Source organism: Gordonia aichiensis NBRC 108223, assembly GCF_000332975.1.
Lineage (GTDB): Bacteria > Actinomycetota > Actinomycetes > Mycobacteriales > Mycobacteriaceae > Gordonia > Gordonia aichiensis.
The window spans coordinates 61,535-86,521 of sequence record NZ_BANR01000021.1 but is presented as its reverse complement, the minus strand read 5'-3'; the positions used below and the strand labels follow the sequence as shown (position 1 = coordinate 86,521).

Annotated in this window: 23 protein-coding genes and 1 pseudogene; 10 read left to right on the top strand and 14 right to left on the bottom strand. The window is 65.6% G+C overall.

Features of this window, described 5'->3' with window-relative positions:
- Positions 1 to 108 precede the first annotated feature (108 nt).
- Positions 109 to 636, top strand: coding sequence for a DoxX family protein (locus GOACH_RS17445; protein ID WP_005177573.1), 528 nt, complete (start codon positions 109 to 111; stop codon positions 634 to 636).
- A gap of 39 nt (positions 637 to 675) precedes the next feature.
- Here GOACH_RS17445 and GOACH_RS17440 read toward each other — a convergent pair whose 3' ends face one another.
- Entirely contained in the window at positions 676 to 2,238 is a 1,563-nt protein-coding gene (locus GOACH_RS17440; protein ID WP_005177569.1) for a molybdopterin-dependent oxidoreductase, read from the bottom strand.
- 218 nt (positions 2,239 to 2,456) lie between these two features.
- Here GOACH_RS17440 and GOACH_RS17435 point away from each other — a divergent pair, with 218 nt between their 5' ends.
- The gene (locus tag GOACH_RS17435; protein WP_040519062.1) at positions 2,457 to 3,125 is read left to right on the top strand and encodes a fasciclin domain-containing protein; all 669 of its coding nucleotides are present in this window, start codon (positions 2,457 to 2,459) and stop codon (positions 3,123 to 3,125) included.
- Positions 3,126 to 3,249: 124 nt separating this feature from the next.
- On the top strand, positions 3,250 to 3,465 hold the full coding sequence (locus GOACH_RS17430) for a hypothetical protein (RefSeq protein ID WP_005177563.1): 216 nt from the start codon (positions 3,250 to 3,252) through the stop codon (positions 3,463 to 3,465).
- Positions 3,466 to 3,525: 60 nt separating this feature from the next.
- Here GOACH_RS17430 and lon read toward each other — a convergent pair whose 3' ends face one another.
- Positions 3,526 to 5,892 carry an endopeptidase La gene (gene lon, locus GOACH_RS17425; RefSeq protein WP_005177560.1) on the bottom strand — a complete coding sequence of 789 codons (2,367 nt, stop codon included), beginning with the start codon at positions 5,890 to 5,892 and terminating at the stop codon, positions 3,526 to 3,528.
- A 577-nt stretch (positions 5,893 to 6,469) separates the two neighbouring features.
- Here lon and GOACH_RS17420 point away from each other — a divergent pair.
- Entirely contained in the window at positions 6,470 to 6,943 is a 474-nt protein-coding gene (locus GOACH_RS17420) for a hypothetical protein (RefSeq protein WP_005177559.1), read from the top strand.
- A gap of 67 nt (positions 6,944 to 7,010) precedes the next feature.
- Here the strand turns inward: GOACH_RS17420 and GOACH_RS24565 are convergent, their stop codons facing one another.
- Positions 7,011 to 7,289 (bottom strand): hypothetical protein, encoded by a 279-nt coding sequence (locus tag GOACH_RS24565; protein ID WP_052004054.1) that lies wholly within the window; start codon positions 7,287 to 7,289, stop codon positions 7,011 to 7,013.
- Entirely contained in the window at positions 7,286 to 8,923 is a 1,638-nt protein-coding gene (locus GOACH_RS17415; protein WP_052004053.1) for a DUF222 domain-containing protein, read from the bottom strand. Before GOACH_RS17415 ends, GOACH_RS24565 begins: the two co-directional genes overlap by 4 nt.
- 394 nt (positions 8,924 to 9,317) lie before the next feature.
- On the opposite strand from GOACH_RS17415, the pseudogene GOACH_RS17410 reads away from it, so the two are divergent.
- Positions 9,318 to 10,141, top strand: a pseudogene (locus GOACH_RS17410) (crotonase/enoyl-CoA hydratase family protein).
- A 14-nt stretch (positions 10,142 to 10,155) separates the two neighbouring features.
- Here GOACH_RS17410 and GOACH_RS17405 read toward each other — a convergent pair.
- The gene (locus tag GOACH_RS17405) at positions 10,156 to 10,986 is read right to left on the bottom strand and encodes an SDR family NAD(P)-dependent oxidoreductase (protein ID WP_005177548.1); all 831 of its coding nucleotides are present in this window, start codon (positions 10,984 to 10,986) and stop codon (positions 10,156 to 10,158) included.
- A 66-nt stretch (positions 10,987 to 11,052) separates the two neighbouring features.
- Positions 11,053 to 12,525, bottom strand: a complete 1,473-nt coding sequence (locus GOACH_RS17400) for a DHA2 family efflux MFS transporter permease subunit (RefSeq protein WP_005177545.1) — start codon at positions 12,523 to 12,525, stop codon at positions 11,053 to 11,055.
- 175 nt (positions 12,526 to 12,700) lie between these two features.
- Between GOACH_RS17400 and GOACH_RS17395 the strand changes: the two genes are divergently transcribed.
- Positions 12,701 to 13,255: a hypothetical protein gene (locus tag GOACH_RS17395; protein WP_040519044.1), complete on the top strand. Its 555-nt coding sequence runs from the start codon at positions 12,701 to 12,703 to the stop codon at positions 13,253 to 13,255.
- Here the strand turns inward: GOACH_RS17395 and GOACH_RS17390 are convergent.
- Genes GOACH_RS17390 through GOACH_RS17380 form a run of 3 tightly spaced genes read right to left on the bottom strand, consistent with a single transcriptional unit; the run spans position 13,243 to position 15,596 of the window.
- A complete protein-coding gene (locus GOACH_RS17390; RefSeq protein WP_005177542.1) occupies positions 13,243 to 13,794 on the bottom strand; it encodes an SRPBCC family protein in 552 nt (183 codons plus the stop codon). The genes GOACH_RS17395 and GOACH_RS17390 overlap by 13 nt on opposite strands.
- The gene (locus tag GOACH_RS17385) at positions 13,794 to 14,177 is read right to left on the bottom strand and encodes a nuclear transport factor 2 family protein (protein WP_005177541.1); all 384 of its coding nucleotides are present in this window, start codon (positions 14,175 to 14,177) and stop codon (positions 13,794 to 13,796) included. Before GOACH_RS17385 ends, GOACH_RS17390 begins: the two co-directional genes overlap by 1 nt.
- A gap of 27 nt (positions 14,178 to 14,204) precedes the next feature.
- A complete protein-coding gene (locus GOACH_RS17380) occupies positions 14,205 to 15,596 on the bottom strand; it encodes a glucose-6-phosphate dehydrogenase (protein WP_005177540.1) in 1,392 nt (463 codons plus the stop codon).
- An 87-nt stretch (positions 15,597 to 15,683) separates the two neighbouring features.
- On the opposite strand from GOACH_RS17380, the gene GOACH_RS17375 reads away from it, so the two are divergent.
- Positions 15,684 to 17,462 carry a glycoside hydrolase family 15 protein gene (locus GOACH_RS17375; protein ID WP_040519060.1) on the top strand — a complete coding sequence of 593 codons (1,779 nt, stop codon included), beginning with the start codon at positions 15,684 to 15,686 and terminating at the stop codon, positions 17,460 to 17,462.
- 14 nt (positions 17,463 to 17,476) lie between these two features.
- Here the strand turns inward: GOACH_RS17375 and GOACH_RS17370 are convergent, their stop codons facing one another.
- Genes GOACH_RS17370 through GOACH_RS17360 form a run of 3 tightly spaced genes read right to left on the bottom strand, consistent with a single transcriptional unit; the run spans position 17,477 to position 18,976 of the window.
- Positions 17,477 to 17,911 (bottom strand): nuclear transport factor 2 family protein, encoded by a 435-nt coding sequence (locus GOACH_RS17370; RefSeq protein ID WP_005177536.1) that lies wholly within the window; start codon positions 17,909 to 17,911, stop codon positions 17,477 to 17,479.
- A gap of 1 nt (position 17,912) precedes the next feature.
- Positions 17,913 to 18,299 carry a DUF427 domain-containing protein gene (locus GOACH_RS17365; RefSeq protein ID WP_005177534.1) on the bottom strand — a complete coding sequence of 129 codons (387 nt, stop codon included), beginning with the start codon at positions 18,297 to 18,299 and terminating at the stop codon, positions 17,913 to 17,915.
- Positions 18,296 to 18,976, bottom strand: coding sequence for a nitroreductase family protein (locus tag GOACH_RS17360; RefSeq protein WP_005177532.1), 681 nt, complete (start codon positions 18,974 to 18,976; stop codon positions 18,296 to 18,298). The genes GOACH_RS17365 and GOACH_RS17360 overlap by 4 nt, the downstream gene beginning before the upstream one ends.
- A gap of 145 nt (positions 18,977 to 19,121) precedes the next feature.
- Between GOACH_RS17360 and GOACH_RS17355 the strand changes: the two genes are divergently transcribed.
- On the top strand, positions 19,122 to 20,168 hold the full coding sequence (locus tag GOACH_RS17355; RefSeq protein ID WP_005177530.1) for an alpha/beta fold hydrolase: 1,047 nt from the start codon (positions 19,122 to 19,124) through the stop codon (positions 20,166 to 20,168).
- Between the two features lie 144 nt (positions 20,169 to 20,312).
- Here the strand turns inward: GOACH_RS17355 and GOACH_RS17350 are convergent, their stop codons facing one another.
- Together GOACH_RS17350 and GOACH_RS17345 are read right to left on the bottom strand one after the other, a co-directional pair.
- Positions 20,313 to 21,833, bottom strand: coding sequence for a catalase (locus tag GOACH_RS17350; RefSeq protein WP_005177529.1), 1,521 nt, complete (start codon positions 21,831 to 21,833; stop codon positions 20,313 to 20,315).
- Positions 21,834 to 21,986: 153 nt separating this feature from the next.
- Positions 21,987 to 22,937, bottom strand: coding sequence for an oxidoreductase (locus GOACH_RS17345; RefSeq protein WP_005177525.1), 951 nt, complete (start codon positions 22,935 to 22,937; stop codon positions 21,987 to 21,989).
- Positions 22,938 to 23,092: 155 nt separating this feature from the next.
- On the opposite strand from GOACH_RS17345, the gene GOACH_RS17340 reads away from it, so the two are divergent.
- Positions 23,093 to 24,106, top strand: a complete 1,014-nt coding sequence (locus GOACH_RS17340; protein WP_005177521.1) for an alpha/beta hydrolase family protein — start codon at positions 23,093 to 23,095, stop codon at positions 24,104 to 24,106.
- Positions 24,107 to 24,242: 136 nt separating this feature from the next.
- Entirely contained in the window at positions 24,243 to 24,902 is a 660-nt protein-coding gene (locus GOACH_RS17335; protein WP_005177519.1) for a PAS and ANTAR domain-containing protein, read from the top strand.
- Positions 24,903 to 24,987: the final 85 nt, after the last annotated feature.

Genomic DNA, 24,987 nt, shown 5'->3' with positions numbered 1-24,987 from the left:
GTCGCGCGATCGGCACGAGTGTGCGCATTATCTCCCGCCGCGGCTTAGACGACGTGGCGCTAAGCGGACTACAGTCCCCTTAGCGATCTACGAACGAAAGGCCCTCCCATGTCACATTCCGATTCACGCTCTGTTGCCCTCGACGCCGGTCTGTTGACCCTGCGCGTCGCGGTGGGCACCACCCTGTTCGCGCACGGTGCACAGAAGCTGCTCGGCTGGTTCGGCGGCCCGGGCATTGAGGGCACGGCAGCAGGCATGGAGCACATGGGCTTCGAGCCGGCCAAGACCTCGGCCGTCGCCGCGGGCGTCAGTGAGGCCGCAGGCGGACTCGTCGCACTCGGTGCGGGAACGCGCGTCGCCGCCGCTGCCGGCGCCGCGGCCATGCTCGCAGCAAGCGACGTCCATCGCCCCAGCGGATTCTTCGCCCAGGAAGGCGGATTCGAGTTTCCCGCGGTCCTCGGTCTCGCATCTGCCGCGCTGGCGCTGACCGGGCCGGGTCGGTACTCCGTCGACGCCGTCATCAAGCACCCGCTCTCTCGCGACGGCGTGGGCGTCGCCGCACTCATCGCGTCTGCGGCAGGTGCGGCGGGTGTGCTCACTCGTCGCAAGAAGGCCCTGGCGTCGAAGACGGCCTGAGTCGAGCCGTTCGGTCCGGGTGCAGCCAGGCGCATGACGCTAGGCCACCTGGACCACGCGGCTGTGCCAACCAGTGGCACCGTCGGGAATCGGAGCCACTCGCTGCTCGGTCTGCGTCCGCCCCTCGGCGTCGGTCGCCCGGCAGTACAGCGTGTGCTGGCCGGGCGTCGCCTGCCAGGTCCAGCTCCACTGGCGCCACGTGTCAGTGGAGTACTCGGTCGCGAGGGTGGCGGTGTTCCACTCGCCGTCGTCGACCCTCACCTCCACTCTGCGTACGCCCCTGTGCTGCGCCCATGCCGTACCCGCCACGACAACCGGCCCGACCGGGTTGGTCGACAGTGGCGCCGGCCTGTCGATACGTGAAGCTGTTTTGATGGGCGCCTTGACACCCCAGCCGCGTTTGGCCCAATACGATTGCGCGCGGTCGAATCTCGTTATTTCCCAATCGACGACCCACTTGCACGCAGAGACGAAGCCGTACAGCCCTGGTATCACCTGCCGCACGGGATAGCCGTGTTCGAGCGGCAGGGGCGTTCCATTCATTCCGACGGCGAGCATGGCATCGCGCCCGTCGGTGATCGCGTCGAGAGGTGTTCCCGACGTCCATCCGTCGACGCTCGTGGAGAGCAACATGTCGGCGTCCGGATGCGGTTTGGCCCGTGCGAGGATCTCGCGCATCGGGTAGCCGATCCACCGGGCGTTGCTTGCCAGATCGCCGCCCACCTCATTGGAGACGCAGGTCAGCGTGATGATCCGCTCTTGTGCGGACATCGCCATGAGATCGCTCCAGTCAATCGTGACCTCGCGGTCGACCATCCCGTGAATTCGCAGCCTCCAGTCGGAGGTGGACAGCTGAGGCACCTGCAGGGCGGTGTCGATGCGGTAGAAGTCCGCATTGTCGGTGAGGAACGGCGTTGCGCCCTTCACCTCGACGCCCGACGGCACCGCCCTCGCCGTCGATGCAGGTCTGGGTAGCACCAATCGGGCCCTCTCCGCGATGACCCCACCGGCTTCGGCCAGACGCCGGGCGACCACCAGCGACACCGCCGACGCCCCCGCCACCACGGCTGCGGTGACCAGGAAGGTTCGACGTGACCAGCCAGACCCCTCCGGGACAGCGGGTTTCTCAGTGACGGCCTCCGATTGTTCGGGGCCACGACGCGAACCTCGCGCTCCGCGGCAGAGGAGGACGAGTAATGCAACCGCGACCACACCTGCAACGATCGACGGAATCACGTAGGCCGCGGTCGCGGTGGGCCGGGTCGCCGCCGCGACGACGCCGAACAGCGCGACAAGAACGACGATCACTGCACCAGCAGGAGGGCGCACCACCTGCAGAATGCCTGCCAGCACCGCCAGGACGGCTACGGCCAGGCCCACGCCGATCATCAACGCCAGCTTGTCGTTCGTGCCGAACGTGTCGATCGCCCACTCGCGGGCCGGGGCAGGAGAATGATCCACCAGGAAAGCAGCCACCGACTGAAACGGTGACGCCAAGCGCGACAACGGAATAGCGGTCAACTCACCGACCGACAACCCGCCGATCACAGCAAGTGGACCGGAAACCGCAGCACGGAGCCAGGTTTCGGATCGATAACCCATATCGACGCTCCTCGTCCGAAGTCGTCCTCATAGCGCGTCCACGTCATAGCGCATCAACGTCGTAGCGCGTCAACTTCTGCAGGGGCTTCGTACGAGCGAGGCGTGCAGATGGGTCGCAATCTTTCTTGGCAGCCCACCCATCCGGGGTGAAACCACCTGCGAATGACCTCCTGAGACTCACAGTCCGGTGAGTTTGTTCCTCAATGATGGGATCGATCATGGTAGCCAACAGATTTCAACGACTGACGCTTGCTGCGGCAGGTGCAGTACTGACCGTCGGTGTCATCGCGGGTTGTTCCGACGACAGCAGTTCGTCGTCCGATACGTCAGCGTCGTCGATGGCGCCGATGTCGTCGTCGGAGATGCCGATGACCAGCGGTTCTGCTGCACCCGCGGCTCTCGTCGGACCGGGATGTGCCGACTACGCCAAGGCAAATCCGTCCGGGAGCGGGTCCGTCGAGGGAATGGCGATGGACCCGGTGGCCACCGCGGCGTCGCACAATCCGATGCTCAAGACACTGACGCAGGCGGTGTCGGGTCAGTTGAACCCGCAAGTGAACCTGGTCGACACGCTCAACAACGGTCAGTACACCGTGTTCGCACCCACCGACGATGCATTCGCGAAGCTCGATGCCGCGACGCTCGACAAGCTGAAGACCGATAAGGATCTGCTGACCAAAATCCTTACCTACCATGTTGTTTCGGGCCAGGTGGCACCCGACAAGATCGACGGGATGCACAAGACGCTCGAGGGTCAGGACGTGAACGTCACCGGATCGGGCAATGACATCAAGGTCAACGACTCCGGCGTCGTCTGCGGTGGCGTCAAGACCGCCAATGCGACGGTGTACATGATCGACACGGTGTTGATGCCGCCGAGCATGTGAGCGCATCGGTGATCGGTTGCAGGGCAACACCATCCGTGCTGCGCACCGGATCGTGTCGCTCACCGGCCGGTGGCGAGGAGTATTCTCGCTGACTGCCGGTGACCGAGCGGTTGGGAGGAGCACGATGGAGCGATCGATCGTCGAATGTTCGGGCGGGGCCTACTACTCCACCATCTGGGTGCCGTCGGTGTCGTTCAAGGCTATCCGCCTCGGCAGCACCCGAGTGCAGCGGTGCCCGATCCACCACAAGTGGGAGAAGACGCGGCTCGTTGCGCCCGACACGTTGGAACCGGAGGTGCTCGCGAAGGCACGCGCGACCCGCGACTCGAGCATCCCGTAACAGGTCCGCGACGCGAACGAACCCCGGGAGACTCCTCCCGGGGTTCGTCGTATCGCGGTGTCAGGCCGCGACTGTCTCGTTTGTCCGATCTACGGCCGAGTCTTTCGCTTCATCGGCGGCAGGCTCGAGGGCCTGTGCGACGACGTCCGCGACGTCGGCGACCGGTGTGACCGTGACGGCGTCGAGGATCTCGGCGGGAACGTCGTCGAGGTCGGCGACGTTCCGCGGCGAGATGAACACCTGTGTCAGCCCGTTGCGTTGTGCCGCAAGCAGTTTCTGCTTGAGCCCACCGATCGGGAGCACGCGACCGTTCAGCGTGACCTCGCCGGTCATGCCGACCTCGGCGCGCACCTTTCGGCCGGTGGCCATCGACACAAGTGCGGTCACCATCGTGATGCCGGCACTCGGGCCATCCTTCGGGACCGCCCCAGCAGGCACGTGCACGTGGATGGTGCCCTCGAGGTTGCTCGGATCGACGCCGAGTTCGCGTGCGTGCGCACGGACATACGACAGTGCGATCTGCGCCGACTCCTTCATCACGTCACCGAGCTGGCCGGTCAGTTGCAGACCGCCCTTGCCCTCACCGGTGTCGGTGCGGTTGGCCTCGATGAACAGCACGTCGCCGCCCATTCCGGTGACCGCGAGTCCTGTGGCAACGCCAGGCACGGCGGTGCGCTCCTCGGACTCCGGGGTGAACCTGGCACGTCCAAGGTAATCCTTGAGATCGGACTCCTCGATTGTGACAGGCGTTGTGGCCTTGCCGCTTTCGATGTTGGTCGCGACCTTGCGGAACAGCTTGGCGAGCAGACGCTCGTACTGGCGCACCCCCGGTTCGCGGGTGTAGTTGGCAGCGATCTCACGCAGCGCGTCCTCACTCACCGACACCTCGTCGTTGGTCAGGGCCGCACGCTCCTCCTGCCGCGGGAGCAGGAAGTCGCGGGCAATCGCGACCTTGTCGTCCTCGGTGTAGCCGTCGATGGTGACGAGTTCCATGCGGTCGAGCAGCGCCGACGGGATGTTCTCGATGACGTTGGCCGTCGCGAGGAACACCACGTCGGACAGGTCGAGGTCGAGGTCGAGGTAGTGATCGCGGAACGTGTGGTTCTGCGCGGGGTCGAGGACCTCGAGCAGAGCCGCAGCGGGATCGCCCCGGAAGTCGGAGCCGACCTTGTCGATCTCGTCCAGCAGCACAACGGGATTCATCGAGCCCGCTTCGCCGATGGCACGAACGATCCGACCCGGCAACGCGCCCACGTAGGTACGACGGTGACCGCGGATCTCGGCTTCGTCGCGCACACCCCCGAGGGCGACGCGCACGAACTTGCGGCCGAGCGCACGGGCAACCGACTCACCCAGCGACGTCTTGCCGACGCCGGGAGGACCGGCCAGCACCATGACAGCACCCGAGCCGCGTCCGCCGACGACCTGCAGCTTGCGCTCGGCACGGCGGGCTCGCACGGCGAGGTACTCGACGATCCGATCCTTCACGTCGTCGAGACCGTGGTGATCGGCGTCGAGGATCTCGCGAGCACCCTTGATGTCGGTGGAATCCTCGGTCGTCACGTTCCACGGAAGGTCGAGCACGGTATCCAACCATGTTCTGATCCAACCGGTTTCGGGCGACTGGTCGCTGGCGCGCTCGAGCTTGCCGACCTCGCGCAGCGCGGCCTCCCGAACGTTCTCGGGCAGGTCCGCCGATTCGACGCGACCGCGGTAGTCGTCGGCGCCGTCGGGCTCGTCCTCACCGAGTTCCTTGCGGATCGCGGCGAGCTGTTGGCGGAGCAGGAATTCCTTCTGCTGCTTCTCCATACCGTTGCGGACGTCGTCGGCGATCTTGTCGGAGACCTCGGTCTCGGCGATGTGTTCGCTGGTCCAGTCGATCAGCAGTTGCAGCCGCTCACCGACGTCGGGCGTCTCGAGCAGTTGACGCTTCTGCACGTCGTCGAGCCACGACGAGTAGCCCGAGGTGTCGGCGAGATCCGACGGATCGGTCATCTTGTTGACCGCGTCGATGATCTGCCACGCCTCGCGACGCTGCAGCATGGCCAGGACGAGCTTCTTGTACTCGGCGGCCAGCGCCTTGGTCTCGGCGCTCGGTTCGGCGTCGGCGACCTCGGTGACCTCCACCCACAGCGCATTGCCGTGGCCCGTGGTGCCGGTGCCGATGTGTGCGCGCTTCTCACCCTTGACCACGGCGGCCTGGGTGCCGCCGGGCATGCGGCCGACCTGCACGATCGACGCAAGAACCCCGTAGGTGGGGTACCGGTCGTCCAAGCGCGGGGCGACCAGCAGTTTTCCGGACTCACTGGCCCGGGCCGCGTCCACCGTCGCCTGAGCGGCGTCGTCGAGGGGCACGGGCACAACCATGCCGGGCAGGACGACCAGGTCAGGAACGAAGAGGACGGGCACTGAATACGTGTCAGACATGTAACCTCCAAAGTTCAGTCTGCCCGACTCAACCCTCGTGGCCGGATGTTTGTTCCCGGGCATATTTCGCCGGGGGTGAACATTGCGGCGCCGGTGTGTCGCCGGGTGCTCGGCAGGGCCCTCTGGATCGAGGAGGCGGCACCCCTGGGCTGAATGTGTGTCGTATCGAAGGATGTGGATGCTGCAACGCCCACATCCTTCGATTGGACACACATTCAGAACAGAGCACATCTAGGTTGTGGCGCGTCGACGGTGATCCCGCGCGAACTATTCCGATGTGCCGGCGTTCACGAATAGTCGGTCAGGAACTGCAGTGACTGCACCCGCCGGAGGCAATGAACAACTATGGAAACGGCCGAGTGACAACGCTTGCACGGCTGGTGGTTCGTTAACCGAAGTGGTGGCCCGGTCGCCCCTGACGTGTCCCGCGTATCCCCCGATCGGCGGACCTCACGATCAACCGCCCCACCACCCGGCCGGCGGAAGGTCGTCGCCCCTGATGAGCGGCAGAGTCATTGGTGTCAGAAACAACCCGCCCAGCCCCGACCGGGACCGGACGACACTCGGAGGAGACACGATGACCATCTCGAAGAACGTCAAGACCCGCACCCTCGCCGCCATCGCAGGGCTCGGTATCGCCGGAGCACTCGCCGCGGGCGGAGCCGGGCTCGCCAACGCGGGCACGCTGCCGGTCACCCACCCTGGCGAGCCCACTGTCGCCATGACGCTCACCAACCACACCGACAAGACCGAATGGCTCGTCTCGGCAACCCCCGGTACCGGCAACTGGGTCCAGGCACCCGCGCGCGTACTGGCACCCGGAGCGTCGGAGACGGTCGTGAGCGTCGCGCCCAACAGCAGCTACGAGAGCGTGTTCGTCAACTACCGAGTCGGCGCCTTCGGTCCGACTGCGACGTACAACCTCGAGAACGTCCGAGGCGACGTCAACACGGACATGACCGGCACCTCTGGTGGAGGCCACTACTTCATCAACCAACCCGACATCGCCACCGGCTACCCCAACGTCAACGTGAGCTACGACCTCTGGTGATCCTCAAGGCGAAACCCTGATCCGGATGGCGGCACGATGAACAGCACCGCGACACCGCAGATCACTTTCAGAACGGAGGTGGCCCGACGTCGTCGACGATCAGGAGCCGCTGCGCTTCGCGGGTGAGGCGGCGTTGGCGGTTGCGGCGTCGTTCGGCGCGGCGGCGGGCGTGTTTGTTCGCCGCGCGTGTCCGGGGGCGCGGTGAGGCCTGCGGCGATGAGGTTGCTGGTGGTCGGGGTGGTGGATCGCCGGTGGTTGGTGGGGTGAAGCGGAGTCGGCGTAGTCCGGGGAAGGTGTCTTCGAAGGTTTCGGCGTCACCGGGAATGACGACCCCTTCAGGCGTCACATAGTCGGTGACCAGTCGGCCGGTGGCCGGGTCGCGGTACTGGTCATCGACCCAGTTGCCGAACGTTTTCTGGATGTGCCCGTACCGGCATTTCGTGTTGAGATTCTCGTAACTGGTGGCCCACCAGCATCCGGATTGTGGTGGTCGTACTCGGCGACATGATCGTTGTCAGCAGTCCACGCCGAACGACTGCAGCCGGGATCGACACAGTAGCCGTCGCGACATCGCACCGCTTCATCCAACGCTGTCGACGGCCGGTACGGGTCGACGCCGTGTGCGGGCAGGGTGAAGGTGCCGTCAGCGTTCTCAGGCGTGTTGATCGGCACGACCCGGTGGATCACCGCGTCCGGGCGCGCGGCGACATCTCGCACGTGCTCGGCGGAGATGATGCCGTACCCATCCATGAACCCCACCGGCACAGCCTCGGGCGACACGTCCGGGCGCGGACGGTCGACCCGCACCGTCCAGGTGCCCGGCCCATCGTCGGCATCGGTCCCCGCATCGAACGTCTCGCCACTACCGGCGTCGGTGTCGTCAACCGAATCCGCGCCGATCCCCACCCCGTCGCCGGTACCCGGCATCGAACCCGCGGCGCCGGCGGCGGGATCGGATGTCTCGGCGGAGCTTTCGACGCGCGACTCTGTGCTGTCGGCGGGTTCGGCTGTGCTGGAGAGTACTTCGGGCGCGGTGAGTGCGGCCTCATTGCACACGACGTGGATGACGAACCGCGGATCAGCCGGCGGTACCGTGCCCGGTTCGGGAATCGCCGCGGTGCACTCGATGCTGCCGCAGGCGCATTCGAACCGGGACCCCGAGAGCAGCGCGAACATCGCATCCGAGGCGCGTTGCTGACGCGTCCGACCATCACCGTCACATACCGCGTCGGCCAGGCGTCGTACCGCAGCGACCGCTACTTGCACGTTCTCCGCCGACATCACCGCGGTGATCTCCCCAACCCCGTCACCACAGTTGTCGGTGAACACACCTCGTTTGTCCAACGCACGCTCGCGGCGTTCACGCACCGCATCCGGATCCTGGCGGAACACGATCCGATCAACCATGTCGCGCAGGCGGGGCCGTTTCCATGACCCGCGCCGCGTGCGCAGCGTGGTCGCGATCTGCTCATCCACGGCCGCCACCACCTCTGGCGGGGTGCCCGGTCCACGGACCAGGTCGGTGCGTGAGATCACCAGCCGCGCTTGGTCGATCGACACGATCCCCTCACGCAGACAGCCAAACACCTGCGGCAGATCATCACGCAACACGATCGCCTCGTCGATCATGCGTTCAGCTTGCGACCGCGATACCGCGAAGATTCCCGAAATGCGTGCTGCGGCATCGGAGAAACCATCCACGATCAGCCCATCAGCCTCGGCACGCTCGACCACCAGGCGGTCATAGAGGACCCCGATCGACTGATATCGCGCCCACACCACAAACGCCTCACCACAACGTAACCGGGTCAGACCCTCCAACACCGCGACCGTGTCCGAAGCATCCGGAGCCGCCGGATCGATTCCACCGAGCAAAGCTGTAGGCACGCCTGTTGCCCAATCCGACAGATCAGCATCGGACGTCGAATCATCTTCTCCCGCACCAAAATCTGCGCCCGGTCCCACCGATTCGATCGACACCCCACACCCCCTCCCGGCGACTGGATCGAACGTTTGATCCTATGTTACGGCCAGCCACCGACAAGAAGTTGGATCGAGATCCCCGGTTCGCAAACGACAATCGCGCAGCGGCAACCGCGCCGCTCCACGGCGACGAGTTGTTTGTGATGAAGGACTTCCAGATGTGGGTCGATTGTGAGGATATGTGTGCTGCAGCAGCCACATTCAGCGATTGAGCCCACGTTTGTAGCCGCGCTCGGCCCTGCTGATCGATAGCCGCCCGCGACGTGCGAGCACGTATTCGCAGCTTTGCCACCAACCCTCTGTTGGCTCCATTGGTCTCGGCCGGATTCGCAGCACTCCAGAGCGACGCGATCAGCGTACGCATCACCTTCGACTCGACAGGACAAACCGCATGACACACAACGGAACAGGTCAGGACGCCGCGACCACCAGTAGGGAACCGACCGTGACCGTCGAACGTGACGGCCACATCCTGCTGATCGGCCTCAACCGGCCGGCCAAACGTAACGCCTTCGACAAGCGGCTGATCACCGAGCTATCGGCGGCCTACGGACAGTTGGAGAACGACGACGACCTCTGGTGCGGGGTGCTCTTCGCGCACGGCGACACCTTCACAGCCGGGCTCTACCTCCTCGACGTCGGCCCCGATCTCGCGCAAGGCTCGCTCACGATCCCCGAGGGACATCGAGATCCCTGGAGGCTCGACGCCCGTGGACCACGCCACTGATCGCAGCAGCTCACGGCTGGGTGATGACACTGGGAATCGAGCTACTACTCGCAGCCGACATCGCCGTCGCTGCAGCCGATTCCCGGTTCGCACAGTCGGAGGTTCGACGCGGCATCTATCCGTTCGGCGGTGCGACCCTACGCTTTCCGCGTGTCGCGGGTTGGTGCAACGCAATGCGGTGGGTACTGACCGGTGACGAGTTCGACGCGGCCGAGGCGTACCGGCTGGGGCTGATCCAGCAGGTGGCCACCGACCGCGCCGATGCCCTCGACAGCGCGATGAGACTGGCCGAGACGATCACCACGAAGTCGGCTCCCCTCGGAGTCCAGGCGACGCTACGGTCGGCGACAGTCGCCGCGACACAGGGTGATGACGCAGCGATCGCCCGCCTCCATCCCGACATCGCGGCACTGTTCGGGACGGCGGACTGCGCCGAGGGGATGGCATCCTTCGTCGAACGACGGGAGGCGCAGTTCACCGGCCGCTGAACTGCGCCCGCCACTCACGTGATCGCCGCGATCGTCCGATCCGACATCCGCGGTGACACGAGGTCGATGACCGGCAGCAGATAGCGGACCACCGCGGGCGATACCTCCTCTGGCCGGTGGGTGATGGCGCGCAGAATCCACCGCGCCGCCTCATCGACGTCGAGCGCACCGATGTCGTCGTATTCGGCTGTCGGAGCGATCATCTCGGTCCGAACCAGCGGAAAGTAGACGTTGGTAGCCCGAACGCCCTCTGCCTGTTCAGCATTGAGACTACGCCCGAAGATCGCAAGCGCACTCTTCGATGCTGCGTACGCGGAGAACCGTGGAAAGGTGTTCGCGTGCAACGCCCAGGTGCACACGTTCACGAACTGACCACCGTCGCGCTCCATCATGCCGGGCAGCAATCCCAGCGAGAGTTGCACGGCGGCAAGATAGTTGAGGCGAATAGTGCGTTGGTAGTCGTGGAACCGATCGGTCGAGCTGACGATCGTGCGTCGAATCGAATGGCCCGCGTTGTTGACCAGCACGTCGATCTGCTCACCCGTCAGGTCGTCGACGAGCGCTGCGACCGCAGCCTCGTCCGACAGGTCGCAGACGCGATACTCACAGCCGACTTCCTCTGCCAGGGACGCCAATGCCTGTTCGTTGCGTGCCACCCCGATCACGCGCGCACCGCGCACCGCGAGTTGCCGTGCAGCTTCTCGCCCGATCCCCGCAGACGCGCCCGTGATCACGACTGTCAGATCGGCCACGCTTCTGCCCTGCCCGCTCAGTGCGGCGTCGACAACTCCCGGGACGAAGCTGCGACGCTGCACGAGTTCCTGCACCCTCCGCTGGATGGACAACGATTCCTCCCTTGATGGACGGTTCCATGGCCTACATCGTGCCGTGCGTGCTCCGTCTGTCCGGCCTCATGACCCGACCCGCGTCGCCGGGTCCTGACACGCGGCGTTCATGGTAGGCGTCACCTGCGGTCGGAAGCCCGTGCCCGACCGGATGGTGACCGCGGCGACGACTCCGCCGAGCGCACAGCACACCGCCGAGATCAGCATCGCCGTCGTGAACCCGTGACCCAACGGCTGACCGGGCCCCGCGCTGATGCCCGCCACCGCCGGAAGTACCGCGACGGCAAGTAATCCCGCGATCCGCGACACCGCGTTGTTGACGCCAGACGCCGCGCCCGCGTGCGCATCGTCGACGGCGGCGAGAGCCGCGGCCGTGAGCGGGGCAACGGTAATGGTCATCCCTATCCCGAACAGCAGAACCGCGGGTAACACGGCCCCGAGATAACTCGCGCCGGGCACGATCCGCGCCATGAGCGCGAGCCCGACGGCAGCGACGATCGGACCGACGGTCATCGGAATGCGTGGGCCGGTCTTCTGCGCGATCCGTCCCGACAACGACGATCCGAACAGCATCACGACGGTGCTCGGCACCATCGCGGCCCCGGCTTCGAGCGCCGAGTACCCCAGACTCTGTTGCAGTTGCAGCGCAACCAGAAACAGCGCCCCGCCGAGCGCCGCGTACACGAGCAGAGTGGTGGCGTTGGCTCCGGTGAACTGCGCCGACCGGAACATCGACAGCTCGAGTAGTGGTGCAGGCGAGCGGAGTTCGATCAGCACGAACACCGCCAGAAGCACAACGCCTGCGATGCCGATGGCGATGATCCACGACGTCCACCCGCGCGACGGCCCTTCGATCAGCGCGACGATCACCCCTGCGAGTCCGAGCGTGATCGTCACCGCCCCCGCGATATCCGGGCGACTTTCCACCGCGGGTTCCTTCGATTCGTCGACGTGCCGGAGCGTGATCGTCGCCGCGGCGAGCGCGATCGGCACGCTCAGGAAGAACACCCACCGCCACGACGCGGCGTCGACGAGCCAGCCTCCGACGAACGGCCCCAGTGCGCTCGTCGCTCCCGACATTCCGGCCCATAGTCCGACGGCCTGTCCGCGTTCCTCTTCCCGGATACCCGCGTTGACCAGAGCCAGACTGCCGGGCACTAGCGCGGCCGCCGCGACGCCCTGCACCAGACGGGCCACGACGAGCCATTCGATCGTCGGGGCCAGACCGCACGCGATCGACGCGACCGCGAAGACGATCAACCCGCCGACGAATATCGCCCTGCGACCGTACCTATCACCTGCAACGCCGCCGGTGAGGAGCAACGCGCTCAGGGTCAGCATGTAGCCGTCGACAACCCACTGCTGTCCGGCGAGTCCCGTGTCGAGGTCACGCGAGATGGTCGGCAGTGCGACGTTGACGACGGTGCCGTCCAGGAAAGCAACACCCGACCCGAGTACGGCCGAGGCGATCAACCAGCGCCCCTTCGCCGACGACGCGCTGACGCCGGGCGTTCCGTCATCAGATGCTGCGGGAGTCATATGGTTGCCCGTTTCTCGCATGTCGTGGTGCAGTGGTCAGGATCAAGTCAGCGCCATCACCAGTGCCCACGATGCTCCATCCGCGGTCCGGTTGCCACCATGTGCTGCCCGTCCGGTATCGAGTTTTGACCCCGACCCACCAGTACCTTGCCCGAATCCTCCGAAGGAGTCGACGATGACCACCACCGTTCGACGACTACTGACCGCAGTCGTCACCGCGCTGACTCTGACCGCGTTGTCACTGGTCAGCGAGCCCGCCATGGCGAGTGCCGCACCCGGCGCTGCTGCGCGGTCCGAGGTACTCACCTTCGCTGTGCCAGCGATCGGTGGCGTCGAGGCGGGCCCCGCGAGCGTTCCCGGTGGTTCGTTTCACCCGGTGACAGTCGTCGCCCGGCCGGCGCCGCGCACGCTGCAGTACCCGCCCCCGCCCGCAGCCGTGACCTTCTCCGTGCCGTCTCCGGCGGGATACCACGACCAGTACGCGTACCGATTCCTCTCGATCTCGTGGCAGAACCTGCAGACGGGAAAGCGGGGCATCGTGATCCTGCGGCACTGGCGACTGCCCAACCATGCGGTATCGGGTACACCCGCGAAGCTCTCGACGTCCGCGGTCGCCCAGACCGGTTCCGGTCCGGTCGTCGCGACCGTCAGCGTCCTGCGCGAGCAGTGGAAAGCCGCACCCCAGGTCATCAGTGTGATCCCAGGACTCAACGCCATTCAGGTTCCCTGAGCAGCGGGACGCCCTTCACGATGCGCGGTGATCGCCGCTGCCGCAGCGCGTAGATCGACGCGGACAGCCGACGGTACGACGACCGCGAGTGGCACGAACACCGGCGCGAGCACGAGTGGAAGCGTGAACACGGCCCGCGCGCCAACGGTCGTCGAGCCGTCGGAAGCCCGCTCGATCGTCAGGACCAGCGCCGCGTCGACAAATCGCCACTGACCGATCTCGACCCACCGCTGCGGCCGGTCGCTCCCGACGACCTCCATCCGTGGCCGCACACCGGGGACCACAGTGACATCGGTCCACGACGTTCCGACGTCACCGGGATGATCGCCCAACGGCATCACATCGGTGATTGCGCGCAGACTCGCCTGCCACTGCGGCCGATTGCGTGGGTCGGCGAGGTAATCGAAGGCCTCGTCGGGAGAGGCGTCGAAAGAGACGGTGACATCGGCGACAGCGCGTCGAACGGTCGTCGGAATACGCAGAAAGGCCACGACATCGAGGCTAGCGCGCGGGACACCGGCGGGAGACCACCACGACATCACCCGTCGTAGGACTCGAACGCTTTCATGTTCGACCAGTCAGGCCAGGTGAGCTCCCACAGCCGCAGAATTCGACCGCCGCGGAACTGCGCGATCAACATGACCTCGATCTCTGTGGGCTCTTCGCCCGGGCGGCTCGTGGTGATCCACACCCGCCCGGCAAGGCGATCACCGTTCTCCACCCAGGTGTCGTCGTCGTAGCGGACCGAGTAGGAGATGCCGGTGGGATAGACACGCTCGTGGCCCGCACGAAAGGCAGCGTAATCCTGCACCTGCCCGTTGGTGTAGAGCATGAAGTCGGGGTCGTAGTACTCCTCGACCTTGGAGATGTCCTTCGCCTCGACCATCGAGCTGAACATCTCACGCATCAACTGCTGCAACATGATTCGATCTACACCTGATCCTTCCGGCTACAGCGGCAACTCGGGCCAGTCCGCCGGACCGGAACTTCCCGCCTGATACTCGTCGATCGGCACCTTGTCGGCGCGCCACGCATCGACAATGGGATCGACGATGCGCCAACACTCTTCGGCCGCGTCACCGCGTACGGCCAGCGTCGAATCACCCTTGATGATGCCCGACAAGACCTCGGAGTACGCACGCATCGAGGCGTTGCCGAAGTCGGCATCGAGGTCAACCGTCTTGAGCGAGAACGGATGTGACCCACGATGCACATTGAGCTTCACCGACATCGCGTCGTGGCCGAAGGTGAAACGCAGGACGTTCCTCTCGACCTCACCCTCGAACTGCTCAGGGATGTGCCGCAGCGGGCGGAAGGTCATGACGATCTCTTTGGCCTCCGGCTCGAGCGCTTTGCCCGAACGCAACGTGAACGGCACTCCCTGCCATCTCATCGTGCGGACCTCGAAGGTGGCCTCGGCCAGCGTCTCGGTGTTGTTGGCTGGATCGACGCCGTCTTCGTCGACGTAATCGGGCAACGATTTACCGCCTGCCTCGCCCGCGGTGTAGCGCGCTCGTCGCGACGCAGTCACCGGGTCGTCGTCCCACAGGTACACCGAACGCAATGCCGCACCGATCGCGTCGCGCAGGTCGCGCTCGCCAAGGGTGGCAGGCGGTTCCATCGCGACCACCGCCAGCAGTTGCAGGAGATGACTCTGCATCATGTCCTGCATCGCACCCACGCCGTCGTAATAGCCCGCGCGGCCCTCGAGTCCGAGACTCTCGTCGTAACGGATCACCACCGACTCGATGTGTGTCCCCGACCAGACCGGCTCGAACACGCGGTTGGCGAGTCGTACCCCGAGCAGGTCGAGGAGCACCGATTGCCCCAGGAAGTGGTCGACGCGGTAGATCTGGTTCTCGGGGACCAGTTCAAGCAACAATTCGTTGAGTTCACGCGCACTCTTCTCGTCGCTGCCGAACGGCTTCTCGGGCGCGAGAGTGGTTCCGGGCGGAAGGTCGACGTCGCGCAGCGCCTCACACGCCTTGCGGGTCACCGACGGCGGGACCGCGAAGTACAGCACCGGTCTGCCCTGCGCCTCGCCGAGAATCCTGCTCAGATCGTCGGACACCGTCGGATCACCCTGGCGGTAGACGGTGTCGTCGGCGAGACGATCAGCAGCGTCGGACCTCTCTTCAGCGAAAGCCTCTCGCACCTTGTCACGCCACTGCTCGTCGGTGAGGTCGTGCCGGCCGACACCGACGAGACGCACATTCAGGTCTGGTTCGAGACCGAGTAGCTGGCCGAGCGCGGGCAACAGCAGACGTTTGGTGAGATCGCCTGTCGCACCGAAGATGATCAGGGTGGTCAGTTGCGAGTCGCTGTTCGACGTCCCGGTCACGTGTTCCTCCTCGACAGTGAATGTCTTTCGGTGCCCGATACGTGGAGATTCACCGGGCAGGCTGCGATCACAGGCAGAATCGAGACCATGGCCGCCTATATCGAAGACTACGCACTCGTCGGGGATTGCCGCACCGGTGCGCTGATCTCCCGCACGGGAGACGTCGACTGGTTGTGTGTACCGCGCTTCGACAGCGCATCGATCTTCGGAAGTCTGCTGGGAGCTCCCGACCACGGGTCGTGGCATCTCGCGCCCACCGACCTCGATGCCACGGTGACGCGACGCTACGACGGGGAGACGTTGATCCTGGTGACCCGCTGGGAAACGTCGGGCGGCGTCGTCGAGGTGCACGAGTTCATGCCGATCGACGGCGGACGCGTCGACCTCGTCCGTCGGATCGTCGGGATCAGCGGCAGCGTCGAGATGGAGACGGAACTGCGCATGCGGTTCGACTATGCGCGGGTGGTCCCGTGGGTGCTGCAGCACGGCGACGAGCGCAATCCCGCACTCCGGGCTGTCGCCGGTCCCGACGCCGTGATCGTCCGCGGTATCGCCCTGGAGGCCACCGACCACGTCCACCGCGCGACGACGACCGTGCGCGAGGGCGACACCGTCGACCTGGTGCTCACCTGGTACCACTCGTATCGCGAAGAACCCGAGCCGCTCGACGTCGACGCCGCACTGCGCGAAACTCACGACTGGTGGACCGAGTGGGCAGGGCGTATAGACCACACCGGGTCGCGCGACGCTACGATCGTGCGATCGCTGATCACGTTGCGCGCGTTGAGTAATCTCGACACGGGCGGGATCGTCGCTGCAGCGACCACTTCACTACCCGAATCCATTGGCGGATCACGCAATTGGGACTATCGCTACGTCTGGCTGCGTGACGCCGCCCTGACACTCGACGTTCTCGTCTGCCACGGATTCGTGCGTGTCGCCGAGCACTGGCGGATGTGGTTGCTGCGCGCCATCGCAGGAGATCCGAAACAGCTGCAGATCATGTATGGCATCGCAGGCGAACGTGAGCTACCGGAACTCGAGATGCCCCAGTTCCCCGGCTACGAGGGTTCTACACCCGTGCGTGTCGGCAACGGTGCGGTCGACCAGTTCCAGGCCGACACGATCGGCGAGGTACTCGTCGCGCTCGACGCGGCGCGCGCCGCTGGGCTGCCGGAGAACAAGATCTCGTGGTCGCTGCAGCGTGAGCTGCTCAAGCGTGCCGAGGAACACATCGACGAGCCGGACAACGGCATCTGGGAGATACGGGGACCGCTGCGCAAGTTCACACATTCGCGGGCGATGGTGTGGGCGGCCTTCGACCGTGGGGTACGAGCCGTCGAGGATCACGGCCTGAAGGGTCCGGCCAACCACTGGAAAGCGTTGCGCGACAAGGTGCGTGCCGAGATCGAGGAGAGCATGGTCGACGAGGAGACCGGCCGCTTCGTTCAGTATCCGGGAACCACCGAGGTCGACGCCTCGCTACTGCAATTGCCGCAGGTCGGGTTCTGCGACTTCGACGATCCGCGCATGCTGGCCACCGTCGAGGCCATCGAGAACACCCTCATGCATGGCGGTCTGGTGTTGCGCTACCGGACGTCGTCACACGTAGACGGCCTCGACGGAACCGAACATCCCTTCATGGCGTGCACGTTCTGGCTCGCCGAGCAGTATGCGCGCAGCGGCCGTCGTGCAGATGCGGAAAAGGTGATGGCCCAGGGGCTGGCGACCGCCAACGACGTGGGGCTGTTCTCCGAGGAGTACGACGTCGACGCCCGCCGACAGGTCGGCAACATGCCGCAGGCGCTGTCGCATCTGGCATACGTCCGAGCCGCTGACGCCCTGGCGGATTATCCGGACAACTGAGCACTATCGGCTGGTCAGCGGTGGGAGCCGACAGGAGAGTTCACGAACCATACGATCTCCTCGCGCATCGACCTACTGCGCCAGCCGTCGTCGGTGCGCGTGAGTTCGTGGTGGTAATAGCCGCCGCACGAACTCTGTTCGCCGAGTCCGGGAATCTGCATGAGATTGAAGAACTGTGCGCGCACCGAGGCCGTGTCGCCTCGGATCTCCACATCGATGTTCATCACGTAGTGCATTGTCATCTCCAGCGACGACAACCCGCGCTCGAGCCAGTCCACGACGTCGTCGACGCCTCCGGTGATGCCGAAAGGCGATGACGTGTAGTCGATCTCGGCGTCGTCGGTGAACACCGACCGGTACAGCGTCCAATCCCTGGCGTCGACAGCGGTCGAATAGCGCGTGAGCAGTTGCCTTATCTCGAGCGTGTCACCGATGGTCTGTACGTCCATCTCACCCCTCCCTGGCGGTGGTCTCGATGGTCACCGCGTCGGGATAGAACGCGACGTGCCCGGCGATGTCGGCGACCGCAGGATAGGGCTCGTCGTAGTACCAGACCTTGTCGGCGAGCTCCGATCCGTTCGGCGCAGCGATCCCGTGATAGCTCGCCTCACCCTTGTAGGGGCAGTACGTGTGGTGCCCGCTGCGCGTGAGGTGCGCTGCGTCGAGATCGTCGCGCGGGTCGTAGTAGACAGGCGGATACGATGCCTCGCGCAGCACGAGCGCCGCATCGGTCTCGGCGATCACCTGACCTGCAACGCTGACCCGCACGTGCTCGGACGCGGGTTCGACGGCGATGGGGTGCTCGGCATTCGGGAGTAGTACCTGACGTTCACTCACTGATCCTCCTCGCTATGCCGTAACGGCTGGCCGTCGAATGTCTCCATCGTGACGAACTCGTCGACCGGTTGTCGACGAAGTTTGGTGAGTTGTTTGACCGGTTTGCCGATGGGCAACACAGCGGCGACCGCGTACGTCGGCGGCAGGCCGAGGAGTTCGCGTACGTCGGGTTCCTGTGCTGTGGCCATCGTCGTGACCGTGCCACCGAAGCCGTGCGCACGGGCCTGGAGGAGGATGTTCCACACCAACGGGTAGATCGAGGCACCGCTGATCACGCCGATCCGGTCGAGATCCTGGTCTGTTGCGGCGACAACCGCGAGGTCGACCGAGACCACCAGGACGACGGGGGCATTGACGAGCGGCGAGACGAAAGCGTCGACCCCGTCGACGGCCGCGAGATCCGTCTCGCTCAGCGAGGGCGGATTCACCGGATTCCAGGGACTCTCACCAGCGGCCTTCTGCGCGAGGTAGCGTCGCGCTGCCGGCTTGCTGAGTTCGGCCAGTCGACGCTTGGCTTCGTCGTCGCGCACCACGACGACGTGCGCACCCTGGCGGTTTCCGCCGCTGGGAGCGAATCGCGCGTCGTCGAGGATGTCGAAGAGCACGTCGTCGGGGAGCGGGTCGTCGGTGTAGCGCCGTGCAGCGAACGTCGTGCGCATCGCGTCACTGAGGTCCATGCCTTCACTATGCCAACGTTCGCCCGGCGAGACACCCGTCCCGGCCGATCCGGTGCACTCGCCGACGTCCGGCGCTCCCCGGTGATTGAATGGCCCTCACGCGCGGTGACCCGACCGGCGGGTGCCAGATGTGACGGGGGTGAAGATGAGTCGACGGCCTGACCTTGTCCGACTCGAACCGATCGACTCGTGGGGTGGGCTGCACTCGGTCCGCCGCCTCGTCTACACGACTCCCGGCCCTGACGGATCCTCGGTGACGGCAACGGGTTTGGTCTGTCTTCCCGATGCCGACGCACCGGCCGACGGCTGGCGGGTGGTCGCGTGGACCCATGGAACCTCTGGGTTGTCGGAGCACTGCGGGCTCACCGGCTCTCCCGACCTGCAGGCGGGCACGGGCGAGGCGATCAGTCGGCTCAACGCAGCCGGCTACGCCGTCGTCGCACCGGACTACCTCGGCCTTGGCCCGGGCACGCCCGGCCCCCATCCCTATCTGCACACCGACACCGAGTCGACCGCGACCATCGACGCCGTCCGCGCCGCACGCGTCGGTGTCCGCGAATTGTCGCAGCACTGGGCGGTTGCCGGACAATCTCAGGGCGGGCACGCCGCCTTGGCGACCGGACACCGCGCCTCAACGTACGCACCAGAGCTGATCTTTCACGGCACCGCGGCGCTGGCCCCCGCGTCGAATATCGAGCACGTCTTCGCGATGGCACGGCCAGGCATGCCGTCGATTCCCGGTTTCCCGGTGGGTAGCCTGCTCGCCGTGTTGGCCGGGATGACGGCGACGCCCCAGCGTGTCGACGTGCGCTCGTATCTGACCCCGACCGGTCGACGACTCTCCGATGCGATCACGGGGGTGTGCAGCGCCGCCTGGCCTGAGCTCGTCGCCGGGGTGGCGGCGGGTTCCGTCGTGTCGAAACCACTGGGTGACAACGAGTTCCGACGCGCCCTCACGGAGTACATGGCCGTACCCACCGGCGGCTATGGCGCACCGATCCTGATCCTGCACGGCTGGAGAGACTCTCGCGTGCCGCTGCCACTCACACTGCGCTTACTCCGCCAGTTCCGACGTGCAGGAACACGCTACGAGTTCCACCCTGTCAACGCCGGCCACGACGACGTCCGCGACGGCGCGGGGCTGATGTATCTGTTGGCGTTCCTGCGCAGGGTCTTGCCGGCGCAGGGCTGACGCACGCGCACTGTCGGCGGGCCAGAGCACCCGCTCGGCACGACCAAGCGCCCACTCGACGAAAAGCGGCGCACAGTCGGCGGGAGTTCCCGTCGACTGTGCGCCGTGTTCAGCCCACTGGGCGCCTCGTTCGGCAGAGGGGCGTCAGACCTTCTGCTGCACCGACGTCCGGGCAGGGTTGCCCTGGTCGGCGGCCTTCGGATCGGACTCGTCGGCCTTCTCCGTGACGCCCTTCTTGATCTTCGCGCCGAGATCGGAGTCGACGCGACTCCAGTACTCGAAGGCGCGCGCAAGCACCGGTTCGGTCACACCGTTGAGCAGGTGACCGACGACGTTGTCCACCAACCGATCCCGTGCGGCGTCGTCGAGGACCTCGCGGACCATGGTGCCCGCCTGACCCCAGTCGTCGTCCTCGGGATGGTCGACGTAGGCGCTGCGGATGATCTCACCGTCGGCAGCCCACTGGGGCTCATCCTGGCCGGAGAACGTCGCAGCCGGACCACCCTTGGAGTTCGGTGCGTACACCGGGTCGGTCACCGGATTGATCCGCATCGCACCGTCTTTGGAGTAGCTGTGCACGTCGTTGCGCGGTGCGTTGACCGGAATCTGCTTGTAGTTCGCACCGAGCCGGGCGCGATGGGCGTCCGCGTAGGCGAACACGCGACCGAGCAACATGCGGTCGGGACTGAATCCGATTCCTGGCACGACGTTGTTCGGCTCGAATGCCGCCTGCTCGATCTGAGCATGGTTGTCGGTCGGATTGGTGTGCAGCGTCATCTTGCCGACCTCGTGCAGCGGATAGTCGCCGTGCGGCCACACCTTGGTCAGGTCGAAGGGATTGAAGCGATACGAGACGGCGTCGTCGTAGGGCATCAGCTGCACCTTGAGCGTCCAGCTCGGTCGGCCTCCGCCTGCGATGTTCTCGAAGAGATCCCGCGTGTGGAAATCGGTGTCGGCAGAAGCCATTTGATCGGCTTCGTCCTGCGTGAAGAACTCGACGCCCTGATCGGAGATGAAGTGGTACTTCACCCAGTGCTTCACACCTTCGGCGTTGACCCACAGATACGTGTGTGAGCTGTAGCCGTTCATGTGACGCCAGGTCTTCGGGATTCCGCGGTCGCCCATGAGCCAGGTGACCTGATGAGCCGACTCCGGAGAGAGTGTCCAGAAGTCCCACTGCATGTCGTGATCGCGGAGGTTGTTGTCGGCACGACGCTTCTGCGACCGGATGAAGTGCTGGAACTTCAGCGGGTCCTTCACGAAGAAGACCGGCGTGTTGTTGCCGACCATGTCGTAAATGCCTTCTGACGTATAGAACTTCAGCGCGAAGCCGCGGGGATCGCGCCAGGTGTCGGGGCTTCCTCGCTCACCGGCGACCGTCGAGAATCTCGCCACCATCTCCGTCTTCACACCGGGCTGGAAAAGAGCTGCCGACGTGTACGCGGACACGTCCTCGGTGGTCTCGAAGGTGCCGAACGCACCGCTTCCCTTGGCGTGGGGCTGTCGCTCGGGGATTCGTTCGCGGTTGAACTGTGCCATCTGCTCGATCAGGTAGTGATCGTGCAGAACGATGGGACCACCCGCACCGACGGTGAGCGAATGCTCGTCGCTTCCGGCAGGTGCACCGGAGTCCCGCGTTGTGTAGAAATCGTTCTTGTCGGACATATCGCCTCCAACGGCTGTGATCGGCGAAGGGCTGTCAAATGGCGCCGGGCTGTTTCAACGCCGTGCTTTCGACACTAGACGTCCGATCGTCGCGGCGCAGAAACTTGCACTCACCAGCCGGTTACCCCGGACGACTCGCGGTACACCGACGTGTCAGCCGGTGAATTCCGGCAGATCGAAGACCACGCCGGTGGCTTTCTCCGCGACCTCCCAGAGCGCGCGTGCGAGACCGAGGTCGTCGGTCTCCTCCGGCGGCGCGACGAGAACCGGTGCGCCCGACAAGCCCAAGAATCCTCCGGGCCCGATGTACTGGCCGCCGAGTAGACCGGGGTCGGTCGCTGCGCGGACCGTCGACAATGCGCCTTCGGCGGGATCCATGATGAAGGTGCGGCGCAACCAGCGCAGACGCGGCGTCGTGAACAGCCAACTGAGCATGACCTGATCGCGCATCACAGAGCTGTGCGTTGCTCCGGGGTGGGCCAGCACCGACGACGGCGCTCTCTCTCCGAGCAGCGCGAGCCGGCGCTGGAGTGCGACAGCGAAAACGGCCTGCGCCAGCTTGGACCGCGAGTACGCCGCGGCAGGACTGTAGCCCGTCGCCATGGCGAGATCGCGGGGATCGAGCCTGCCGACCTTGGACAGTTTCGAACAGACGGACACGATGCGAGCGCGGTCCGCGGCGCGAAGGGGGTCGAGCAGCAGCCCGGTGAGTGCGAAGTGCCCGAGGAAGTTGGTGGCGAAATCCAACTCGACGCCGTCGGACGTGAGGTCGCGCGTCGCCCGCATCACGCCGGCATTGTTGACCAGGATGTCGATCACCCGATAACGCTCGAGAAGGTCGTCGCCCGCGCGGCGCACCGACGCCATGTCACTCAGATCGATCTGCACGATGTCGACCGAACCCGCCGGGCGCACGCTGGCGAGAATCGTCTCGCGCGCCGCGTGTGCTGCGTCGGGGTTGCGGCACGCGAGGACGACGTCGGACCCGAGACGCGCGAAGTGAATAGCCGTGGCGAGTCCGACTCCGGAGTTCGCGCCGGTGATCACGGACCTACGTCCGGACAGATCGGGCGCACCGGACAGCGTCCACCGCGACTGCACCATCCCGGCTCCTCCCCTTGTCGGATATTCGTACGATCTCACACGCTCGCATCAGGTGTGCGTGCCGCCGGACAGGCACAATGGGTACGCCGAATTCTCCGACCGCTGCGTGGATCGACGCCGCAACCCGACACCCGACGCCGAGGACCTTTGTCATAGTGGCCACCTTCCGGTCTCTCACTCTCGCCGTGCTCACCGCCGTGTGCGCGGTCACCGCCGCATGCACGGCTCCCGCCGGGACGCAGAACGCCCCGAGCACCTCGACCAGTGCGGCAACGGGCGCGGTCCCCGCGACCGCGCGGGTGTCGGCTGCCGTCCCCGGCGGCACGGCAGCCAAGGACATGGACAACCAGTCAGCGTCATCGGGGATCTCACTGCACCGCTACTTCTATGCGGTCCCGACGGGACACGCCGATCCACGCCAGAACTGGATGGACCTCTACCTCCCGCCGAGACGCGGAAAGGTTCCGCTGGTGGTGCTCATCCACGGCGGTGCCTGGCAGGCGAAGATCGGCGCCGGGACGTTCGCCACTTTTGCGCGACGTCTGGCCGAGCGCGGCCTCGGCGTGGTCAACGTCGAGTACCGGCGCGTCGGGAACGGCGGAGGGTGGCCGACGACATTCGTCGACGTCGCTGCCGCGATGGATGCGATCCCCGATCTCGCGAAGGCCTATCCGCAGCTCGAACTGCGCAACGCCGTCGTCGTCGGACATTCCGCAGGCGCACAGCTCGCCGTCTGGGCCAGCACCCGACACGAACTCCGCAGCGACGAGGTCGGCGCCTCCCCGGCCTTCCGCCCGACGACGGTGGTCTCGCTGGCGGGTCCGCTCGACATGCGCCGCGCTGTCGACATGGGCGACACCCGGATCGTGCGTGTGCTGGGTGGCACCCCCGACGAGGTCCCCGACCGCTACGCGTCGGTGGACCCTATACAGAACATCGATCCGCAGACACCGGTCATCGCAATCGCCGGGACCTCCGACCGGGTAGTGCCCCACGTCTTGTCGCAGGAATACGTCGCGGCAGACGAGAAGGCCGGCGGACGTGCGCAGGCGATCATCATGCCGGGACAGACGCATTCATCGCTCGTGGATCCCAAGTCGAAAGCGTTCGCGCAGATTCTTGAACTGATCACGCGCATCACCAACGACGTCCACGCGAATGGCTCGTGACCGGCGCACTCTGCCCGCCGTCGGCCGGTTGGCGGCTCGACGTCGTCCGGCGCCTCGCTATCGATGTCATCGAGTAAAATACTCATCTGCCCGAGCCCGTGGCATGCAGTGTTCTTCGACGTATGTAGGGGTTAGTGTGCTTGACGAATCCCGTCAGGGTGCAGGGGACGACGACCCCCAGCACGTGGGAAGTTTCCGCTTCTTCTTCGACAGCCAGACATGGGAGTGGTCGGACGAGGTGGCGCGGTTGCACGGCTACGAGCCCGGAGAGGTCACGCCGACGACCGAGTTGCTGGCCACGCACAAGCATCCAGACGACCGCGATGAATTCGAGAAGATGGTGCGCGACATGCTCGTGCACCGCACCCCGTTCTCGAGCAGGCATCGGATCATCGACAAGGCGGGGCGGACGCGACACGTCACGGTTGTAGCCCAGCCCATGCTCGACGAAGGCGGGGTCGCCATCGGCACCGAGGGCTTCTACCTCGACATGACCGAGATGCACACCGAAGCGCTGCGCGAGGTGGACCGCCACATCGACCAGTTCCGGAAGACGCAGTCGGTGATCGAGCAGGCCAAGGGCATGATCATGCTCGTCTACAGCGTGAGCGACGACCGCGCATTCGAGGTGCTCCGGTGGCGATCGCAGACATCGAACACCAAACTGCACGTGATCTGCGCGAACATCGTCACCGCGAGCAGCAGCGTGACGATGTCGGGTCCGACCCGAGGGCAGTTCGACCAGCTGCTGCTCAGCTCGCATCTACCGCTCGACGAGGTGGCCGACACCAACTGAGCACGATCCCGTCATGTTTGAAAGCCGTTCGGTGTGGGCACGCCCTCAGTAGGGGACGCGACACCAGTGGGGACGACACCGAAAC

What these genes read in the sequence shown, in the direction of transcription:
- GOACH_RS17445 (WP_005177573.1), top strand. Translation starts at nt 109, where the DNA reads ATGTCACATTCCGATTCACGCTCTGTTGCCCTCGACGCCGGTCTGTTG.
- GOACH_RS17440 (WP_005177569.1), bottom strand. Translation starts at nt 2,238, where the DNA reads ATGGGTTATCGATCCGAAACCTGGCTCCGTGCTGCGGTTTCCGGTCCA.
- GOACH_RS17435 (WP_040519062.1), top strand. Translation starts at nt 2,457, where the DNA reads ATGGTAGCCAACAGATTTCAACGACTGACGCTTGCTGCGGCAGGTGCA.
- GOACH_RS17430 (WP_005177563.1), top strand. Translation starts at nt 3,250, where the DNA reads ATGGAGCGATCGATCGTCGAATGTTCGGGCGGGGCCTACTACTCCACC.
- lon (WP_005177560.1), bottom strand. Translation starts at nt 5,892, where the DNA reads ATGTCTGACACGTATTCAGTGCCCGTCCTCTTCGTTCCTGACCTGGTC.
- GOACH_RS17420 (WP_005177559.1), top strand. Translation starts at nt 6,470, where the DNA reads ATGACCATCTCGAAGAACGTCAAGACCCGCACCCTCGCCGCCATCGCA.
- GOACH_RS17400 (WP_005177545.1), bottom strand. Translation starts at nt 12,525, where the DNA reads ATGACTCCCGCAGCATCTGATGACGGAACGCCCGGCGTCAGCGCGTCG.
- GOACH_RS17395 (WP_040519044.1), top strand. Translation starts at nt 12,701, where the DNA reads ATGACCACCACCGTTCGACGACTACTGACCGCAGTCGTCACCGCGCTG.
- GOACH_RS17390 (WP_005177542.1), bottom strand. Translation starts at nt 13,794, where the DNA reads ATGTCGTGGTGGTCTCCCGCCGGTGTCCCGCGCGCTAGCCTCGATGTC.
- GOACH_RS17385 (WP_005177541.1), bottom strand. Translation starts at nt 14,177, where the DNA reads ATGTTGCAGCAGTTGATGCGTGAGATGTTCAGCTCGATGGTCGAGGCG.
- GOACH_RS17375 (WP_040519060.1), top strand. Translation starts at nt 15,684, where the DNA reads ATGGCCGCCTATATCGAAGACTACGCACTCGTCGGGGATTGCCGCACC.
- GOACH_RS17370 (WP_005177536.1), bottom strand. Translation starts at nt 17,911, where the DNA reads ATGGACGTACAGACCATCGGTGACACGCTCGAGATAAGGCAACTGCTC.
- GOACH_RS17360 (WP_005177532.1), bottom strand. Translation starts at nt 18,976, where the DNA reads ATGGACCTCAGTGACGCGATGCGCACGACGTTCGCTGCACGGCGCTAC.
- GOACH_RS17355 (WP_005177530.1), top strand. Translation starts at nt 19,122, where the DNA reads ATGAGTCGACGGCCTGACCTTGTCCGACTCGAACCGATCGACTCGTGG.
- GOACH_RS17350 (WP_005177529.1), bottom strand. Translation starts at nt 21,833, where the DNA reads ATGTCCGACAAGAACGATTTCTACACAACGCGGGACTCCGGTGCACCT.
- GOACH_RS17345 (WP_005177525.1), bottom strand. Translation starts at nt 22,937, where the DNA reads ATGGTGCAGTCGCGGTGGACGCTGTCCGGTGCGCCCGATCTGTCCGGA.